The organism is Curvibacter sp. GW821-FHT01G03 (assembly GCF_059422285.1).
Genome location: NZ_JBWKWP010000019.1, coordinates 1 through 17,751 on the forward strand (window position 1 = coordinate 1; position 17,751 = coordinate 17,751).

19 protein-coding genes are annotated in these 17,751 nt (G+C 63.6%); 17 read left to right on the plus strand and 2 right to left on the minus strand.

Features of this window, described 5'->3' with window-relative positions; all coding sequences use genetic code 11:
* From AC07VS_RS23315 to AC07VS_RS23345, 7 genes are all read left to right on the plus strand, one after another.
* A partial coding sequence (locus AC07VS_RS23315; RefSeq protein WP_494752148.1) for a response regulator occupies positions 1–2,611 on the plus strand: 2,611 nt, incomplete at its 5' end.
* A gap of 136 nt (positions 2,612–2,747) precedes the next feature.
* Entirely contained in the window at positions 2,748–4,103 is a 1,356-nt protein-coding gene (locus AC07VS_RS23320; RefSeq protein WP_494752149.1) for an LLM class flavin-dependent oxidoreductase, read from the plus strand.
* A gap of 107 nt (positions 4,104–4,210) precedes the next feature.
* The gene (locus AC07VS_RS23325) at positions 4,211–5,875 is read left to right on the plus strand and encodes an ABC transporter substrate-binding protein (protein WP_494752150.1); all 1,665 of its coding nucleotides are present in this window, start codon (positions 4,211–4,213) and stop codon (positions 5,873–5,875) included.
* A gap of 394 nt (positions 5,876–6,269) precedes the next feature.
* Positions 6,270–6,725 carry a hypothetical protein gene (locus tag AC07VS_RS23330; RefSeq protein ID WP_494752151.1) on the plus strand — a complete coding sequence of 152 codons (456 nt, stop codon included), beginning with the start codon at positions 6,270–6,272 and terminating at the stop codon, positions 6,723–6,725.
* 212 nt (positions 6,726–6,937) lie between these two features.
* Positions 6,938–7,360 carry a glucosaminidase domain-containing protein gene (locus tag AC07VS_RS23335; protein WP_494752152.1) on the plus strand — a complete coding sequence of 141 codons (423 nt, stop codon included), beginning with the start codon at positions 6,938–6,940 and terminating at the stop codon, positions 7,358–7,360.
* A 17-nt stretch (positions 7,361–7,377) separates the two neighbouring features.
* Positions 7,378–7,914, plus strand: coding sequence for a hypothetical protein (locus AC07VS_RS23340; RefSeq protein ID WP_494655976.1), 537 nt, complete (start codon positions 7,378–7,380; stop codon positions 7,912–7,914).
* Between the two features lie 374 nt (positions 7,915–8,288).
* Positions 8,289–8,666: a hypothetical protein gene (locus AC07VS_RS23345; protein WP_494655977.1), complete on the plus strand. Its 378-nt coding sequence runs from the start codon at positions 8,289–8,291 to the stop codon at positions 8,664–8,666.
* A 111-nt stretch (positions 8,667–8,777) separates the two neighbouring features.
* Here the strand turns inward: AC07VS_RS23345 and AC07VS_RS23350 are convergent, their stop codons facing one another.
* Together AC07VS_RS23350 and AC07VS_RS23355 are read right to left on the minus strand one after the other, a co-directional pair.
* Complete coding sequence (locus AC07VS_RS23350) at positions 8,778–10,022, minus strand: acyl-CoA dehydrogenase family protein (protein ID WP_492345379.1); 1,245 nt, start codon at positions 10,020–10,022, stop codon at positions 8,778–8,780.
* A 10-nt stretch (positions 10,023–10,032) separates the two neighbouring features.
* Entirely contained in the window at positions 10,033–10,860 is an 828-nt protein-coding gene (locus AC07VS_RS23355; RefSeq protein ID WP_494752153.1) for a MetQ/NlpA family ABC transporter substrate-binding protein, read from the minus strand.
* A gap of 232 nt (positions 10,861–11,092) precedes the next feature.
* On the opposite strand from AC07VS_RS23355, the gene AC07VS_RS23360 reads away from it, so the two are divergent.
* The 10 genes from AC07VS_RS23360 to AC07VS_RS23405 all read left to right on the plus strand — a co-directional run bounded on the left by AC07VS_RS23360 (position 11,093) and on the right by AC07VS_RS23405 (position 17,750).
* Positions 11,093–11,980 carry a methionine ABC transporter ATP-binding protein gene (locus AC07VS_RS23360; protein WP_492345381.1) on the plus strand — a complete coding sequence of 296 codons (888 nt, stop codon included), beginning with the start codon at positions 11,093–11,095 and terminating at the stop codon, positions 11,978–11,980.
* Entirely contained in the window at positions 11,973–12,635 is a 663-nt protein-coding gene (locus AC07VS_RS23365; protein WP_492345382.1) for a methionine ABC transporter permease, read from the plus strand. The genes AC07VS_RS23360 and AC07VS_RS23365 overlap by 8 nt, the downstream gene beginning before the upstream one ends.
* Before the next feature lie 41 nt (positions 12,636–12,676).
* Complete coding sequence (locus AC07VS_RS23370) at positions 12,677–13,516, plus strand: MetQ/NlpA family ABC transporter substrate-binding protein (protein ID WP_494752154.1); 840 nt, start codon at positions 12,677–12,679, stop codon at positions 13,514–13,516.
* A gap of 16 nt (positions 13,517–13,532) precedes the next feature.
* A complete protein-coding gene (locus AC07VS_RS23375; protein ID WP_494752155.1) occupies positions 13,533–14,129 on the plus strand; it encodes a 1,2-dihydroxy-3-keto-5-methylthiopentene dioxygenase in 597 nt (198 codons plus the stop codon).
* Between the two features lie 174 nt (positions 14,130–14,303).
* A complete protein-coding gene (gene atpD, locus AC07VS_RS23380) occupies positions 14,304–15,725 on the plus strand; it encodes a F0F1 ATP synthase subunit beta (protein WP_494752156.1) in 1,422 nt (473 codons plus the stop codon).
* Entirely contained in the window at positions 15,722–16,198 is a 477-nt protein-coding gene (locus tag AC07VS_RS23385; RefSeq protein ID WP_492345386.1) for a F0F1 ATP synthase subunit epsilon, read from the plus strand. Before atpD ends, AC07VS_RS23385 begins: the two co-directional genes overlap by 4 nt.
* Complete coding sequence (locus AC07VS_RS23390; protein WP_494752157.1) at positions 16,195–16,497, plus strand: AtpZ/AtpI family protein; 303 nt, start codon at positions 16,195–16,197, stop codon at positions 16,495–16,497. Before AC07VS_RS23385 ends, AC07VS_RS23390 begins: the two co-directional genes overlap by 4 nt.
* 13 nt (positions 16,498–16,510) lie before the next feature.
* On the plus strand, positions 16,511–16,807 hold the full coding sequence (locus AC07VS_RS23395; protein ID WP_492345388.1) for an N-ATPase subunit AtpR: 297 nt from the start codon (positions 16,511–16,513) through the stop codon (positions 16,805–16,807).
* The gene (locus AC07VS_RS23400) at positions 16,804–17,475 is read left to right on the plus strand and encodes a F0F1 ATP synthase subunit A (RefSeq protein WP_494752158.1); all 672 of its coding nucleotides are present in this window, start codon (positions 16,804–16,806) and stop codon (positions 17,473–17,475) included. The genes AC07VS_RS23395 and AC07VS_RS23400 overlap by 4 nt, the downstream gene beginning before the upstream one ends.
* A gap of 23 nt (positions 17,476–17,498) precedes the next feature.
* The gene (locus tag AC07VS_RS23405; protein WP_492345390.1) at positions 17,499–17,750 is read left to right on the plus strand and encodes a F0F1 ATP synthase subunit C; all 252 of its coding nucleotides are present in this window, start codon (positions 17,499–17,501) and stop codon (positions 17,748–17,750) included.
* The last annotated feature ends 1 nt before the right edge of the window (position 17,751 follow it).

The window sequence follows — 17,751 nt, forward strand, 5'->3', positions numbered from 1 at the left end:
CACGGGGCTGGGGCTGGCGATCAGCAAGCGGCTGGCGGCGCTGATGGGAGGCGAGGTGGGGGTGGAGAGCGAGCTGGGCCAGGGCGCCACGTTCTGGTTCACCGCCCGCCTGGGCAAGAGCAGCGAGCAACGCAGCCTGCCTCAGCCAGAGCCCGATCTGCGCGGCAAGAAGATGCTGGTGGTGGACGACAACGCCCGTGCCCGCGAAATCCTGTGCCAGATGCTGCGCCAGCAGACCTTCGTGGTGCACGAGGCCGCCTCGGGCGAAGTGGCGCTGCAGCTCATTCAGGAGCACGACGACAACACGACTCCCTTCGAACTGGTCTTTCTCGACTGGAAGATGCCCGGTCTCAATGGCCTGGCAGTCGCCGACCAGTTGCGCCGTCAGGCGCTGCGCAAGGTACCGCCTTGCGTGCTGGTGGCAGCCGACAACAGCGATGACATCCGCATGGAGGCCTTCGGTGCAGGTGTGAACGCCGTGATGCTCAAGCCCGTCAACCCTTCGGTGCTGTTTGATACGGTCATGCAGGTGCTGGGCAGCCGCACACTTCGCAAGGTCGCCTCCGCCGTGGCCGCCTCGCGCGAGATGGGGCAGAGCCCGCAGCCGCAAGCCCTGGAGCGCCTGCGCGGTGCCCGGGTGCTGCTGGTCGAAGACAACGACATCAACCAGGAGGTGGCGGCAGGCATGTTGCGCCTGTCGGGTCTGCTGGTGGACATTGCCGAGAATGGCCAGGAGGCCATCGACCAGATCCGCCGCAGCGAGTACGACATCGTGCTGATGGACATGCAGATGCCGGTCATGGACGGCGTGACCGCCACCCAGGAGATCCGCAAGCTCGACGAGTACCAGCACGTGCCCATCGTTGCCATGACGGCCAACGCCCGGCAGACCGACCGCGAGCTGTGCCTGACCGCCGGCATGGTCGACTTCATCACCAAGCCCATCGAGCCTGATGAGCTTTGGCGAGCCCTGCTGCGCTGGATTCCGAGCCGAGGCGAGGCCGAGGGCACGCGCCCCGCCGAGGTCACTGAAAGCCGCGGCGGCCTGGTGGGCAGTGCCGTGTTGCAGATCCCGGGCCTCGATGTGGCGCAAGGCCTGCGACGTGCCATCGGCAACATCCCTCTGTACCTGTCCCTGTTGCGTCGTTTCGTGGCCGGCCAGCGCAGCGTGGGCAGCGAGATCCAGGCCCTGGTGCAGGTCCAGGACTGGAGTGCCGCCGAAATGGTGGCCCACACCCTCAAGGGTGTGGCCGGCAACATTGGCGCGCATGGGCTGCAGGCGCAGGCCGGCCGGCTCGAAGAGGCCTTGCGTGAGCCGGCCCGACGTCCGGATGCGCATGCTCAGGCAGCGCTGCTGGCTCGCCAGCTGGCCGAGTTGATTGCCGGCATCGAGGCCCAACTGAACCCGCAGCCGCTGGTGGCAGCGGCGGGCTCAGCCGCCCAGGTGGCACCGGCGCCAAGGACCCTGCTGTCTGCCTCAGAGACCGCTGCCGGTGCATTGCTCGCCAGCCCCGACACGAATCAAGAGCGCCCCGTGGTGCTGGTAGTGGACGACACGCCCGAGAACCTGTCGTTGATGAGCGCCGTGCTCAAGGACCACTACAAGGTGCGTGTGGCCAGCAAGGGCGAGCGCGCCTTGCAGATCGCCCAGGCCACGCCAGCCCCCGACATCATCCTGCTGGATGTGATGATGCCCGAGATGGATGGCTACGAGGTCTGTCGCCGCCTCAAGCAAGACCCGCGCAGTGCCCACATCCCGGTGCTGTTCCTCACGGCCAAGACCGACATCGAATCGGAGTCTGCGGGCTTCAAGGTCGGCGGTGTGGACTACATCGCCAAGCCCATCAGCCCTCCGGTGGTGCTGGCGCGGGTGCAGGCGCAGTTGCAGCTCAAGCGCATGGCGGATTTCCTGCGTGACAAGAACGGCTTTCTCGAAGAAGAAGTGGGCAAGCGAACCCGCGAACTGTCGGCCATGCAGGACGTCACCATCCTGGCCATGTCCTCGATGGCCGAGACCCGTGACAACGAGACCGGCAACCACATCCTGCGCACCCAGCGTTATGTGCGCTGCCTGGCCCAGAAGCTGCAGTCTCTGCCCAAGTACGCCACCGTCCTGACCGACGCCTACATCCACCTGCTGTACAAGTCGGCGCCCTTGCATGACATTGGCAAGGTTGGTATTCCAGACCGAATCCTGCTCAAGCCTGGCAAGCTGACCCCGGAAGAGTTCGAGGTCATGAAAACCCACACCACGCTGGGTTATCAGGCCATCGAACGCGCCGAGAAATCCATGGACATGCACCTGCCTTTCCTGCAGCCAGCCAAGGAAATCGCCCTCTACCACCAGGAGAAGTGGGACGGTTCGGGCTACCCCGAGGGCCTGGTGGGCGAGGCGATCCCGCTGTCGGCGCGACTGATGGCGATTGCCGATGTGTATGACGCGTTGATCAGCCGGCGCGTCTACAAGGGGGCCATGAGCCACGAAGAGGCCATGATCATCCTGCGCCAGGGGCGAGGCACGCACTTCGATCCCGAGGTCTTCGATGTCTTTCTGGACGTCGAGTCTGACTTCCGTCGCATTGCCATCAGCCTGTCGGACGAGGATCACTGACCGCAGCGAGGCAGGGCAGGGCGGGGCGGGTGCGTTTTCTGAGGATGCAAATTCGGAAAGCTTTGTTGGCCTGAGTGCGGGCCTCCGGTGCAATCAGGACTTCGGCCGCTGGCCGCCACCTGCATCGGAACCCACCATGAGCGCACCTGCCGCCCCACCGCCCCGTCAACTGCACCTCAACCTCAATGCCCTGCACTCGGGCTTTCTGCCCTCGGCCTGGCGCGTGGCCGAGGCCGACCCCAAGGCCTTCATCGATGTGCAGCATTACATCCGTGCCGCGCAACTGGCGGAACTGGGCACCTTTGACGCCATCTTCCTGGCCGACAACGCGGCCATCGTCGACCAGATCGATTTCCGCCCCATCACCGCACTCGAGCCCACCGTGCTGCTGGCCAGCGTGGCGGCGGCCACGCGCCGCATCGGCGTGATCGGCACCGCCTCCACCAGTTACAACGAACCCTACAACATCGCCCGCCGCTTTGCCACGCTGGACCACGTGAGCGCTGGCCGCGCCGGCTGGAACATCGTCACCACGGCCGACCTGCCGTCGGCCCGCAATTTCGGGCGCGATGCAGTGCCCGAGCACGCCCAGCGCTACCGCAGGGCTGCTGAATTCACCGAGGTGGTCAAGGCCTTGTGGGACAGCTGGGACGACGACGCCTTCGTGGGTGACAAGGCTTCGGGCCGCTTTGTCGACACTGACAAGGTGCACCCGATCCACCACCAGGGCGAGTTCTACTCGGTGCAAGGTGCGCTGAACCTGCCGCGCAGCCCGCAAGGTCGCCCGGTGCTGGTGCAGGCCGGCGGATCGGCCGACGGGCGCGAACTGGCGGCCCGGCATGCCGAGGCGGTGTTTTCGGCCTCGCAATCGTTTGAAGAATCCCTGGCCTACGGTCGCGAGCTCAAAAGCCGTGCCGAGGCCCTGGGTCGTGGCCCAGACGCTGTGAAAGTATTGGCCGGCCTGACCACCATCATCGGCAGCACCGAGGCCGAAGCCCTGCGCCGCCGCGATGAGCTGGTCGACCTGATCCCCTGGCGCTACAGCCTGAACCGCCTGGCAGGCACACTGGGCATCAGCGTCGACCGCCTCAAGCTCGACGAGCGCCTGCCTGAGAACCTGCCGCTGCCCGGTGGCGGCAACGGCAACCACACCTTCTTCAACTTCGTGCGCGCCCTGGCCACCCGCCACAACTACACCGTGCGCGAGCTGATCCGCGCCCTGGCCGGTGGTGGCGGGCACCGCGTGATCGTGGGCACGCCCGAGCAGGTGGCCGATGACATCGAGCACTGGTTCCGCGCCGGGGCCGCCGACGGCTTCAACCTGATGCCCGACGTGCTGCCCGGTGGTCTGCAGGATTTTGTCGATGGCGTGGTGCCGCTGCTGCGCCAGCGCGGCATCTTCCGCCACGCCTACGAAGGCAGCACCCTGCGCGAGCACCTGGGCCTGGCCCGGCCGGCTGTGGCGCGCCACCCGCGCCTGCAAGCCGCCTGAGATCTCGCTCGGCAGGGGGTTACCCCTGCAATTTTTTGACCGCAGCGGAGCCTTGGGCTCCGCTGTTGGCTTGGCCACGCTTTTTCAACCCACCCCACCTATCCCACATGAAGCGCAGAACCCTTCTTGCCCGCGGCGCCTTGAGCCGCCTCGCCGTTCCATTGGCATCCTCTTTGGCCTTGATGGGCATCCTTCAGGGCCCGGTGCAGGCCCAGACCCCCAAAGCCGCGAACGCGGCCAAGCCCGCCGAACTGACCCCCGTCAGCGGCGGTGTGCTCAACGTGGCCGTGTCGCCCGAGCCCACGCTGTTGACTTCGGCCTTCATCACCACCATGAACATCGGACAGGTCTCCAGCAAGGTGCTTGAAGGCCTGGTCAGCTTTGACCTGAATCTGCAACCCGTGCCGGCGCTGGCCACCTCGTGGCAATTGTCGGAAGACGGCCTGACCCTGCGCTTCAAGCTGCGTGAGAACGTGAAATGGCACGACGGCAAGGATTTCACCTCGGCCGACGTCGAATACACCCTGCTCAATGTCTGGAAGAAGCTGCACTCCTTCGGACGGGCCGCCTTTGCCAATGTCGAGAAGGTCGATACGCCTGACAGGCACACCGTGGTGATCCACCTGTCCTCACCTGCCCCCTACCTGCTGAACTACATCAACAGCTACGGCGCCCAGATCCTGCCCAAGCACCTGTATGCCGGCACCGACGTGCTGAACAACCCGGCCAACCTGGCCCCCGTCGGTACAGGCCCCTTTGTGTTCAAGGAATGGGTCAAGGGCAGCCATGTGCGGCTGGAACGCAACCCCAACTACTGGCAAAAGGGCCAGCCCTACCTGCAGGGCATCGTGTTCAAGTTCATCCCCGACGCCGCGGCCCGCGCCGTGGCTCTGGAAGCGGGTGAGATCGACGTGGCCCTGGGCTCCAGCATCCCGCTGTCCAACCTGGAGCGCTTCAGCGACACGGCCAAATGGACCATCAACCTGGACGATGGCCGCTACCTGTCGACCATCTTCCTGACCCAGTTCAATGTGCGCCGGCCCTACCTGAGCGACAAACGCGTGCGTCAGGCCTTCGCCCATGCCATCGACAAGAACGCGCTGCTCAAGGTGGTGTTCTGGGGCTATGGCAAGCCCGCCACCGGACCCGTGCCCTCGTCGGTGGTCAACTACTACTCGCCCGACACCCGCCAGTACCCCTATGACCTCAAAAAGGCCGAGGCCTTGCTGGACGAGGCAGGCTTTCGCAAGGCGGCCGATGGCAAGCGGCTCAAGGTCACGCTCGATTACGACGGCGGTGGCGGTGCCCGTGAGGCCGAATTCATCCGCCAGTCGCTGGCCCGCATCGGCGTCGAGGTGGTGCTGCGCGGCGGCGACACGGTCAGCTACCTGCGCCGCATCTTCACCGACCAGGACTACGACCTGATGATCTCCAGCCTGCACCGCCTGCCCGACCCCACCCTGGGCGTGCAGCGCCTGTTCTGGACCCGCAACATCATCAAGGGCGCCCCCTGGACCAATGGCTCGGGTTACTCCAACCCCGCCCTGGACAAGATCATGGAAGCCGCCGCCGACGAAGCCAACCCGGCCCGCCGCAAGGCCCTGATCACCCAGTGGCAACAGATCGTGCAAGAAGACCTGCCCGTGCTCGACCTGATCGAGCAGACCTGGGTCACCGTCTCCACCGCGCGCTTCCACAAGACCGTGGCGCAAGGGGATGGCCTGTTTGCCTCGTATGCCGATGCCTGGTTGCAGCCGGTGGCGGGCAAGTAGGGCGACTGCATTGCCAGTGCCATCCAGGGGCATTTCCGGATAAGCCCCTGGCCATCGGCTTCAGCGCTCAGCATTTAGGAGCGGCCGCCCATCTTTGATGGGCTCGAATCGCTTTTGTTGAATTTTAGAATTTGAAATCACGCATCAATCAAAACGCACGCCTATTTAGAGGCCTGTTGTGTTTTTTGGACATGCTTGGTTTATCGGTTTCTAAATTGCGGAGGCGATCAATGCTTTATTTCTATGCTTGTTCCCGTCTCGACGGCGAACGTATAGCCAACCGGTCAATCGTGACTGCAATCAAAGGAATAGCATGTTAGTCACGCAGAAATATTCAGACACTCTGATGTCTCTTGCAAGCAATAGAGCGAGGGAGCCAGCGCAGAGTTGCTGAATGCTCGTTAACATGAGAAAAATAATATTTTTCATATTGATTTCAATCTCTGGCTGTGCGGCCTCTCTTGAATCCATCCTGCTGGAGCGCGTTCAAGCTTTGCCGCTTAATTACAGAATCATAAAAACCTGTGGAGACTGGAAGGTAAAAAACACGCATGGCTATTACCGCCTTGTCGTTGCTGATGTTGATGATGGGGCAGGCAGTGAGGCCTATGTGCAATGGATCGCAAATCCGACGTTGGAACAAAAATCAAAGTTGATCAAGACGTTGGCGTTTTCTGAGTTGAATGACGATCACTCGCAATACCTGATTCAGACTGCTGATTGTGAAAAGAAAGGGGTTGGTGTGTATGTCACTGTAAAGGCTTTGTATGAGCACGATGAGAAAAACCTGCTCCACCACTTTTCAATCAAACTCATTGATATTGGCAAATACGAGTTACGTGAAAAATAAAGTGCTAGAAATATTTTTTGGCGCTGGTATATTCAAGGACGAAGTGCAACAAAGATGAGCAGCGTCTTGGTCAAAGGATCTTGCTCGATATTAAAATTTATCCTGCTCCTGGGATGTCGCTAGTGTCAAAAAATGACCAATTTGTGCAGTGGTGTTGGCTGTAATTAAAAACTTATTTGATATCTATTTGCTCATGCATTCAGGGGGTTTAAATGCCGGTGGTTGTTCATAAGAAAGGTATTTGCAATGCGGATTTTCAATATTTTTTTGAGACTTTCATTCCTTTGATAAGACCTCTTTCAAATCGACTTGATGTGGATGAGAATTTTCTATTGGCACTTGTTGCATTTGAGAATGCATGGGGTCGAGATGAGCATAACAAGCGCTTGCATAATATATTTGGATTGACTCATGCTGGCAAGGCAAATATGAGCTTTGTCAGCTATGAAGCTTGTGTTTTATATTTTGAAAGCACATACCGATCTTTTTTGTTTGGTTGTAGAACAATGTCTCAATTTATCGAGGCCATGAAGAAGATAGGCTACAACACAGTCAATCCAAAATATTATGAAAATTTTCAGGCAATATATAGATCGGTTTTGGCGCGCAAGGCGCAATGTGTGGCGATAAAATGAGGTGTTTAATAAAATGGATGGCGCTGGCGCTCATCGGTGTTCAGCTATCCCTTTCCGCATCAGCGTCATCAGCTGATGCTGGTTGGTTGCAAAAACAAATCTCTACTTCGGAGGTGGTGGCTGGCAACTACCACAATGAAAGTTTTGGTTTTAGTGTTCAAAATTTACCAGGACTGGTTGCGTATGGAGCAAGATCTCCTAACCCGGATCATGGTATTTTTTATCTATTGGGGAATCGTCGACGGGTTTCGATATGGGCTGATCATGATGCCCTCCTGCTGGGGGGGTTGGCGGGGCAGAAAAAGTCATTCATTGATGAGTGGGGTGTCAAAGGGGCCTTCTTCCAAAAATACCTGTTAGCTAATTCTGTAGCCAGCCTACTCAAGGGTAGGGTTGCGGATGAGCCTGTTTATGCGATTCTCCAATACAGAAATGAAAGTGGTGGCATACTCTATTATCTGGTGTTGCAAACCGATAGAATTCATCAAGAAGATGATTTGGCTATCTTTAGAAAAATAGCAAGCAAATTTTCATTGCAAGGTGTCCCGCAATGAATGAGAGTGGGTTAGTTTTTTGCACTGCGTGGAGAATTTCTGTAGCACGAAAAAGAAAGCCTGACTTCTTGGTGTATGAACTCTCACGGAGGCTTGGCCCCCTGTGGGGAGCGTCAATCAAATTAATTAGTTGCCTGAGAATTTGGTCCACTCGTGGATCACTTCATAGTTGAGCCACAGATTATTCAAAAATCTGATCCACTGTTATTCAGGTGAGGCAATGAAGCAAGCCAAGGGGATGCCACCAGTGTGGTGATTCATATGAAAAGAAAAGTGTATTTGTACCCGATCGATGAAAAAGGCAAGAGACTGCCCACCGTTCGTGTTCCGGGCTTGATGATTCGACGCCAACAAGAGGATGCGGCATTTGAAAAATGAAGAAATACTTGTTTTGGATCCTGATGGGTGCCACAGGCCTGGCGATAGGGGCTAGCCATCAGGCCCCGCCAGAGAGCCAAATGATCAGGGAGCTCTCGCGTCGCAGTCACTTGTCTGAGGCCGATTTGAAACAGCGTCTAGAGGATTGTGATGCCAGCCAGGTCAACACAAATTTTTGTGCTGACCGTGACCGCATTGCTGCAGAAATCACTCTTAAGCATGTGATTTCGGACTGGGAAAAGAGACGAGATTCAGCGTGCGAGAAATCTGAAAAAAGAGAGTTTGGCCATGGATCGATGAAGTTGACAGCTTTTTCGATTTGCGTGACTGCAGAAATAAATCGACTGATTCAACGGCCTGAAGCCGGGAAATAGAGGTGTGCTCAGAATCACTGCGTGATTGGCTTCCTACACCGATCGCCAAAGCACAGTGACGCAGGTGCAGGCCAAGCCCGTGAGCTTGGTGCTGCCCTTTTCAAGGCTGCCTCAAAACAACCCGGTCGTCGGCGGCGCCGTCCCGCTCAGATGCCAGGCCCCACTGGCGGCGGCCTTCCATTGGCGCGGGTTGTGGTTGGCCACGGTGCGGGCATTGCGCCAGTGGCGATCCAGGTTGACGTTGCGGTCGGTGGCCGAGGCGCCGCCCACGTCAAAGGCCAACTCGGAGGCTTTCAGGGCCGCGTCGGCCGCAAAGTACTGGGCCTGGGCAACTTCGATCGAGGCCTGGGTCAGGGCGCTGTTGCTGAGCTGGTCGGCCCAGGCGGCGTCAATCGCGTCGGCGGCGCGCAGCACGGTGGCTTCGGCGGCATAGGCCTGAGCGGCCATCTGGCCCACGGTCTCTTGCACATAGGGGTCGTCCACCGAACGGGTGGCGGTGCTGTGGCGAATGGGGCGGGCCTTGTGGCGGGCAAAGGCCACCGCGTCGTTGAGGGCGTTGCGCGCGATGCCGGCCTGCACGGCGGCCAAGAACAGTTGGAACAGCGGTGCAATCGGGCTGCGCCGGTCGCGGGGGAACGAGTTCACCCGCAGCTCTTCAGCCCGCACCAGCACCTCGTGAAAATGCGTGCTGCCGCTGGCCGTCAGGCGCTGGCCGGTGGTGTCGAAGTCGTCCACCATCTCCAGCCCAGGGCGGTGCCGCGGCACCGTGAAGGCCACCTCGCGGCCTTCCTCGTTGAGGGCCAGCGAGCCGATCCAGTCGGCGTACAGGGCGCCGGTGCTGTAGTACTTGCTGCCGCTGATGCGGTAATGCTCACCCTCGCGGCGCAACTGGGCGGTGTTGGCGCCATGGGCGCCCCCGCGCTCCAGCCCGGCATTGCCGAAAATCTCGCCAGCCAGCAGGCGCGGAAACCACCGCCGTTGCTCGGCCTCGGTGCCGCCAAAGAGCAGGCTGTCAACGGTGCCGAAATTGGGTCGCAAGGCCTGGGCCACGTTCGAATCCGCCGCCGCCAGGTCGATCACGAAGCGGATCACATCGTGCACCGAGGCGCCTGGCCCGCCCTGGGCCTTGGGGATGCGCCAGGTCAGCAGGCCGGCCTCGGCGATGCGGCGCACCAGGCCATAGGGCAGTTCGCGTTGGCGCTCGCGCTCGGCGGCGCCGGCGGCGATCTCGGGCAGCAGGGCCTGGGCGCGGGCGTGCAGGATGGCGGCATCGGCCGCCGGGGGCAGGGCGCGGCCCAGTGGGGCCGGGTGGGGGTTGACCTGGGTGTCGTTGTGCTCAGCGGTGGCGGTGCTCATGGGACATCCTTCAGAAGGCCGGCACCAGGGCGCCGTTGAACTTGCTTTCAATGAACTGCTTCACCTCGGGCGACTGGTAGGCCGCCACCAGGCGCTTCACCCAGGGCTGGTTTTGATCAGCGCGGCGCACGGCGATCAGGTTGGCGTAGGGGCCCTGGGGGGCTTCCTTGATCACGGCGTCGCGCTGCAGCGAGAGCCCGGCCTGTGAGGCGTAGTCGTTGTTGATCGAGGCGATCACCAGGTCATCCAGCGAGCGCGGCAGCTGGGCGGCGTCCAGCGCCACCAGCTTGAGTTTGCGCGGATTGCTCACCACGTCCAGCGGGGAGGCCGTGTTGTTCTTCACGGCTTCGGGCTTCAGGGTGATCAGGCCGGCCGACTGCAGCAGCAGCAACGCGCGGTTGCCGTTGCTGGGGTCGTTCTGGATGCCCACTGAGGCGCCCTCGGGCAGGTCGGCGATGGACTTGATCTTGCGCGAGTAGAAGCCCAGCGGCGCGGTGATGGTCAGGCCCACCGGTACCAGGTCAAAGCCGCGGGCCTTGATCTGGTTGTCGAGAAAGGGCTTGTGCTGGAAGGCGTTGGCGTCCAGGTCGCCAGCGGCCAGGGCCGCATTGGGCAACTGGTAGTCGTTGAAGGGGATCACCTCGATGTTCAGGCCGTCGCGGGCCGCCACCTTCTTGACCACGGCAAAGATCTCTTCGGCGTGGCCGACCGAGATGCCCACTTTGAGGGTTTTTTTGTCCTGGGCCTGGGCGGGGCTCAGCGCGGCCAGCGACAGGGCCAGGGCGCTGAGGCCCAGGGCGAGGTGGCGACGGGTGGGGCGTGCAGAAAACAGGGACATGGCAAGTTTGGGCGGCGCGGGCCGCCGGTTCAGTTCAGACAGGCGGCCCACTGTGCAAGCCCTGGCGCGCGCTGCCAAGGAAGCAATTCGCATGTGCTTATCGGGTGGGGGGTGAGGCGATGGCCGCTGGGCCGGCCTTATGCGCAAACCGGATAAGCGTCGGCTGTTTCATTCGTTCCGCTTCGGCGGGGGCTTGCGGATACTGCGACCTTTCTTCATCACCCTCCAACCCATGACTGGTACAACTTCTCCGGCCGCCGAGGCGGCCCCCGTGATCCGGCTGGAGGCGGTGCGCAAATCATTTGCCCTGCCCGGCGGCGCCGCCTTCGATGCGGTGCGCGAGGTGTCGCTGAGCATCCAGGCCGGTGACGTGTTCGGCCTGATCGGCAAGAGCGGCGCCGGCAAATCGACCCTGCTGCGCCTGATCAACCTGCTTGAAAAGCCCGATGGCGGCCGCGTGCTGGTGGCCGGACGTGACCTGACCGCGCTGACGCGCCGGGAACTGCGCGACACCCGGCAGAACATCGGCATGATCTTCCAGCAGTTCAACCTGCTGCAGAACGCCACCGTGTTCGACAACGTGGCCTTTGCACTGAAGATCCACGGCCGCCACAGCCGCGCCGAGATCGCCGAGCGCGTGCATGAGTGCCTGGCCCTGGTGGGCCTGCCCGAAAAGGCCCAAAGCTACCCGGCCCAACTGTCGGGCGGCCAGAAGCAGCGTGTGGCGATTGCCCGCGCGCTGGCGCCGCGCCCCCAGGTGCTGCTGTGCGACGAACCCACCTCGGCGCTCGACAGCGAGACCACCCGCTCGCTGCTCGAAACCCTGCGCGACATCAACCAGAAGGTGGGCGTGACCCTCGTCATCGTCACCCATGAACTCTCGGTGGTCGAGCTGCTGTGCCGCCACGTCGCCATCCTGGAGCAAGGCCGCCTGGTCGAGCAGTTTGCGGTCGACGAATTGGGCGTGGCGCGCCAGACCGTGCTGGGCCGCGAACTGGCCGAGCTGGTGCGCAGCCGCCCGGCCCGCGATGCGGCCCGGGGTACTTCTCGTGACACCTCTCGTGACACCGCCCGTCCCGCCCTGACCTCTGTCCCCGCCAAGGAGTTGGCCTATGCCTGAGAACATCGCCGCCATCTTGCCCGAGCTGTGGTTGGCCACCGCCCAGACCTTTCTGATGCTGGCCATCGGCCTGTCGGCCGCCGTGCTGATCGGCGGGCCGCTTGGCGTCCTGCTGTTCCTGTTGGGCCCGGGGCAGTCGCTCGACAACAAGCCGGCCTTTCTGGTGTTGAACTGGCTGGTCAACACCGTGCGCTCCTTCCCCTTCATCATCCTGCTGGTGGCCCTGGTGCCGTTCACACGCTCGATTGTCGGCACCTCGATTGGGCCGCTGGCGGCCGCCGTGCCCCTGTCGTTTGCCGCCATCCCCTACCTGGCCCGCCTGGTGGACCAGTGCCTGCGCGATGTGCCACGGGGCGTGATCGAAGCCGCCCATGCGATGGGCGCGAGCGAGCTGCAGATCGTCTGGCGCGTGCTGCTGGTCGAGGCCCGCTCGGGCCTGGTGCTGGCCCTGACCGTGCTGGCCGTGAGCTTTCTGTCGTACTCGGCGATTGCCGGGGTGGTGGGTGGTGGCGGCATCGGCGACCTGGCCATCCGCTACGGCTACTACCGTTTCCAGACCGATGTGATGGTGCTCACCGTGGCCCTGCTGGTGCTGCTGGTGCAGGCCGTGCAGTTCACCGGCAACACCGTGGCGCGTCGCCTCGACAAGCGCTGAACCCTTCACCCCTCCCACCCCTCGTTTTTGAAAGCCTCCCCATGACCGCATTCCAACGCCTTCTTCCCCGCCGTGCCTGGCTGTCGGCCCTGGCCGCCACCACGGCCCTGGCCTTGCTGGGCCCGGGCGCTGCACTGGCCCAGAGCGCCGGCAAGAAAGAACTGGTGATCGGCGGCACCGCCGGCTCCAACATCGACCAGCTCAAGGCCGGCATCGTGCCGCTGCTCGAAAAAAAGGGCTACCAGGTCAAGCTGGTCGAATTCAACGACTACGTGCAGCCCAACCTGGCCCTGGCCCAGGGCTCGCTCGATGCCAACTTCTTCCAGCATCGCGTGTACCTGCGCAAGTTCGCGGCCGACCAGAAGCTCGATCTGGTCGAGCTGGTGCAAGGCCCCATCGCGCCCCTGGGCGTGTACTCCACCCGCCGCAAGACCCTGGCTGAAGCCCGTGAGGGTGACCGCGTGACCCTGCCCAATGACCCCAGCAACCTGGCCCGCGCCCTGGTGCTGCTGGAGCAGAACCACCTGGTCAAGCTCAAGCCCGGCATCGACCCGCTGCGCGCCAGCGAAAAAGACCTGGAGGCCAACCCCTTGAAGCTCAAGCTGATCCCACTGGAGGCGGCTCAGTTGCCGCGCTCGCTGGGCGATGCCGAGTACGCCATCGTCAACGGCAACTTTGCCATCTCCTCGGGCCTCAAGCTGACCGAAGCCGTGGCCCTGGAAAAGACCCCCGACCACTACCTGAACGTGGTGGCCGTCAAGCGCGCCGATCAAGACACACCCTGGGCGCGCGACATCGCCGAGGCCTACCGTTCGAAAGAGTTCAAGGCCGTGGTGGACAGCCGCTTTGCCGGTTACGCCAGACCGGCCTTCCTGCAGTAAACGGACGGGGCAGGGCATGGCCGCGTTGGCACTCTTTGATGCTGCCGGGCATTGGCAGGACACCCTGGTGTGTGAACACCGCATCGCCCCCTGGCTGCAAAGCCTGGGGGTGGGCTGGGGCGTGCTGCACCTGGGCGCGGCGCCCGAGCCTGATGAACCCGGCGCCGAGGCCTGGTTGCAGGCCCAGCAGGGCCGGCTGGCCACGCTGGGCCAGGGCTTGGACCTGCACCGCATCGACCGGGTGCGGGTGACCCCCGGCCAGTCTGGCTGGCCCGCGCTGCGCCAGCAGTTCACCCAGGAGCATCGCCACAGCGAGGCCGAGTTGCGGGTGTTCCTGGCCGGTGCCGGCCTGTTCACCGTGCGCCATCCCGGGGGCTTTGTGGGCCTGCTGTGCGAGGCGGGCGACTGGGTGGCCTTGCCATCCGGCCTCGCCCACAGCTTTGATGCTGGGGCCGAGCCCCATTTCGATGCCTTGCGTCTATTGGGACAGGCCGAAGGCTGGGTGGCCCAGCCCAGCGGTTTGCAGCGCCCCGAGCTGCCTGACTTTGACGCCTTTGTCAGCCAGCTGCTGGAGCAGACCGGCTACGCCAGCCCCGACGATCTGGTCTGCTGAAACAAGTTCTTTACCCGGGGGCTGCGCTTCGGGTTGACCTGGGTCAAGTGTTCCTGAGGTCCACTGGGCTTCAATGAGCTGACCGATCAAGCCTTATCAATCGCCGTTTGTCATCGCCGCGCCATGCGGTTGGGCGACGATGGGGGCATCGGGCTTGCCTCGTTCCAGTCACCCATGCCCATCGTTGTGTCTTCAGCCTCTCCCGTCCAGGCCCGTGGTCGTGTGCTTGCCGTGCAGGGCGGGGTGGTGGATGTTCGTTTTGAAGACGGGCAGTTGCCGGCCCCGGCCACCGCCTTGCTGGTGTTGTGGGATCAGCCCCAGACCCTGACCCTGGAGGTCGAGGCGCAACTCGATGCCGACACCGTTCGCACGGTGGCCCTGCAAGACACCCAAGGGCTGGCCCGTGATACCGCGGTGCTCGACACGGGGGCGCCCGTCATGGTGCCGGTGGGCGAGGCCCTGCTGGGGCGCCTGATCAATGTGCTGGGCGAGCCTGGCGACGGCGGCCCGGCCCTGGGGCCGCAGGTGCCACGCCGCCCCATCCATGCCGAGCCGCTACCGCTGTCGCGCCGCCGGGCCGTGGCCGAGGTCTTCGAGACCGGCATCAAGGTCATCGACTTGCTGGCCCCGCTGGCCCTGGGCAGCAAGGCGGCCATGTTCGGGGGGGCCGGCGTGGGCAAGACCGTGCTGGTGATGGAGCTGATCCACGCCATGGCCGACACCTACCAGGGCCTGTCGGTGTTTGCCGGCGTGGGCGAGCGCAGCCGCGAGGGGCATGAGTTGCTGACGGACATGCGCGACTCGGGCATGCTGGCCAAAAGTGTGCTGGTGTTTGGGCAGATGAACGAGCCCTCGGGCGCGCGCTGGCGCACTCCCTTGGCTGCGCTCACCCTGGCCGAGTATTTTCGTGACGAGCAGCAGCGCAATGTGCTGCTGTTGATGGACAACGTGTTCCGTTTTGTGCAGGCGGGTGCCGAGGTGTCGGGGCTGCTGGGGCGGCTGCCCTCACGCGTGGGCTACCAACCCACCCTGGCCACCGAGGTGGCCGCAGTGCAAGAGCGCATCGCCTGTGGCGAGCACGCGGCCATCACCGCCATCGAGGCCGTGTACGTGCCGGCCGACGATTTCACCGACCCGGCCGTGGCCGCCATCGCCACCCACCTGGACAGCCGCATCGTGTTGTCGCGCAGCCTGGCCGCCGAGGGCATGTACCCGGCGGTGGACCCGCTGGCCTCGCAGTCGCGCCTGCTCGACCCGGCCGTGGTCGGGGCCGAGCACTGCGCCCTGGCCCGCGAAGTGCGCGAGACCCTGGCCCGCTACCGAGAGCTGCAGGACATCATTGCCTTGCTGGGGGTGGCCGAACTCAGCCCCGAAGACCAGCAACGTGTGGCGCGGGCCCGGCGCCTGCAGCGCTTTCTGACCCAGCCCTTTGCCGTCACCCAGGCGTTCACCGGCAAGCCGGGCCGCCAGGTGCGCCTGGCCGATACGCTCAAGGGCTGTCGCGCCATCCTGGACGGCGCCGGCGATGCCTTGCCCGAAAGTGCCTTCTACATGGTGGGCAGTTTCGAAGAAGCCCGGCAGAAAGGGGCCGCATGAGCGAGCCCGGCACCGTTGACGGCCGCTTGCCGGCCTGGCCCCAGGTGGACGGCCTGCATTTGGTGTTGAGCAGCCTCGGCTCGGTGCTGGTGGACGAGGCCGGTGTGCGCTCGGTGCGGGCCCAGGACGCCAGCGGCGGCTTTGGTCTCTGGCCCGGCCATGCGGATCTGCTGTCGCTGCTCGGCGTGGGGGTGCTGAGCTGGCGCGACGCGCAACAGCACTGGCATTACTGCGCCGTGAGCGGCGGGGTGTTGACACTGCAGCGGGGGTGCGAATTGCAGGTGGCCACCCGCGAAGCCGTGCTGGGCGAGGACCTGGACCACCTGGAGCACCAGGTGCTGGCCCGGCTGCGTGAGCGCGAACAGGTCGAACAGGCGGCGCGCCGCCAAAGCCGGCACCTGGAGGTGCAAGTGCTGCGCGAGTTGATCCGTCCGCTGCAGCGCCGGCCCCAGGTGCCCTGGAGCACGCCATGAGTGAACCCCGTCCCGGCGAAGGCCTCGGCACCGGCAGGCCCGCCCTGCTCGAAGAAGTCCAGCGCCAGGCCGGTCGGCGCCAGCGCAGCCTGCGCGAGGGCGAGCCCACGGTGCTGCGTCAGCTCTCCACGCTGGGGGTGTTGGGTTGGGTGATCGTGCTGCCCATGTTGCTGGGCTTGGCGGGCGGCCGCTGGCTGGACCACCGACTGGGCACGGGCATCACCTTCAGTGCCGCCCTGTTGCTGCTGGGTGTGGTTGTGGGGGCCTGGGGTGCGTGGCGCTGGATGCACCAACGATGAGGACACACGCTGTATGAGCCTGTTGATGGTCTTGTTTTTTGCATTGGGGTTGGCCCTGGGGGGTTGGCATTTCGGTTCACTGCGCTGGCTCAGCCGGCAACTGGTCGAACCCGGGGCCCAGCCCCGCTGGGGCCTTCTGCTGGGTCTGCACCTGCTGCGCCTGGGGGTGCTGGGGGGTGTTTGCTGGGCCACGGCGCGTCAGGGTGCACCGGCCTTGCTGGCCCTGGGCCTGGGCGTGCTGCTGGCCCGCCAGTGGTGGGTCCGCAGGGTCCGGCGCGGCCTGGCCGGCTCGGCGGAGGCGGCACCATGAAGGCCCAGCCTTTTCTGCACGAGGTGGTCTGGCAACTGGGGCCGGTCGGCATCACCGGCCCGGTGATCACCACCTGGGCCTTGATCGCGGTGCTGGCCGTGCTGGCCGCCTGGCTGCGCCGGCGCCTGTCGGTGCACAGCCCCGGGCGCCTGCAGTTGCTGGCAGAGATGGCCTTGGACACCCTGCAGGCCGAGATGCGATCCACCATGAACGCCGACCCGGCGCCTTTTCTGCCGCTGATCGCCACGCTGTTCATCTTCATCCTGGGCGCCAATCTGTGCTCCCTGGTGCCGGGCGTTGAGCCACCCACCGGCGCGCTGGAGACCGATCTGGCCCTGGCGCTGGCCGTGTTTGCCGCAGTGCTGGGCTGGGGCGTGCGGCGCCACGGCCTGTGGGGCTACCTCAAGACCTACACCGAGCCCAACCTGCTGATGCTGCCCCTGAACCTGATCGAGGCCCTGACCCGGGTGGTGTCCATGACCGTGCGCCTGTTCGGCAACATCATGAGCGGCATGTTCATCTCGGCCGTGGTGCTGGGGCTGGCCGGGCTGCTGGTGCCCGTGCCCTTCATGGCGCTGGAACTGCTCACCGGGGTGATCCAGGCCTACATCTTCACCGTGCTCGCCATGGTCTTCATCGCTGCGGCGGCGGGCGACCACGGCGGCTGACGTCTTTCTACTGGAGTATTCCCATGGACACTGGCTGGATTCAAATTGTGAGCATCGTCTGCGCCGCCCTGGCGGTGGCCTTTGGGGCCATTGGGCCCGCGCTGGCCGAGGGCCGGGCGGTGGCTGCGGCCATGGACGCGCTGGCCCGCCAGCCCGAGGCCGCGAGCACCATCTCGCGCACCTTGTTCGTGGGCCTGGCCATGATCGAGACCATGGCCATCTACTGCCTGGTGATCGCCTTGCTGCTGCTGTTTGCCAACCCCTTTGTGCACTGAA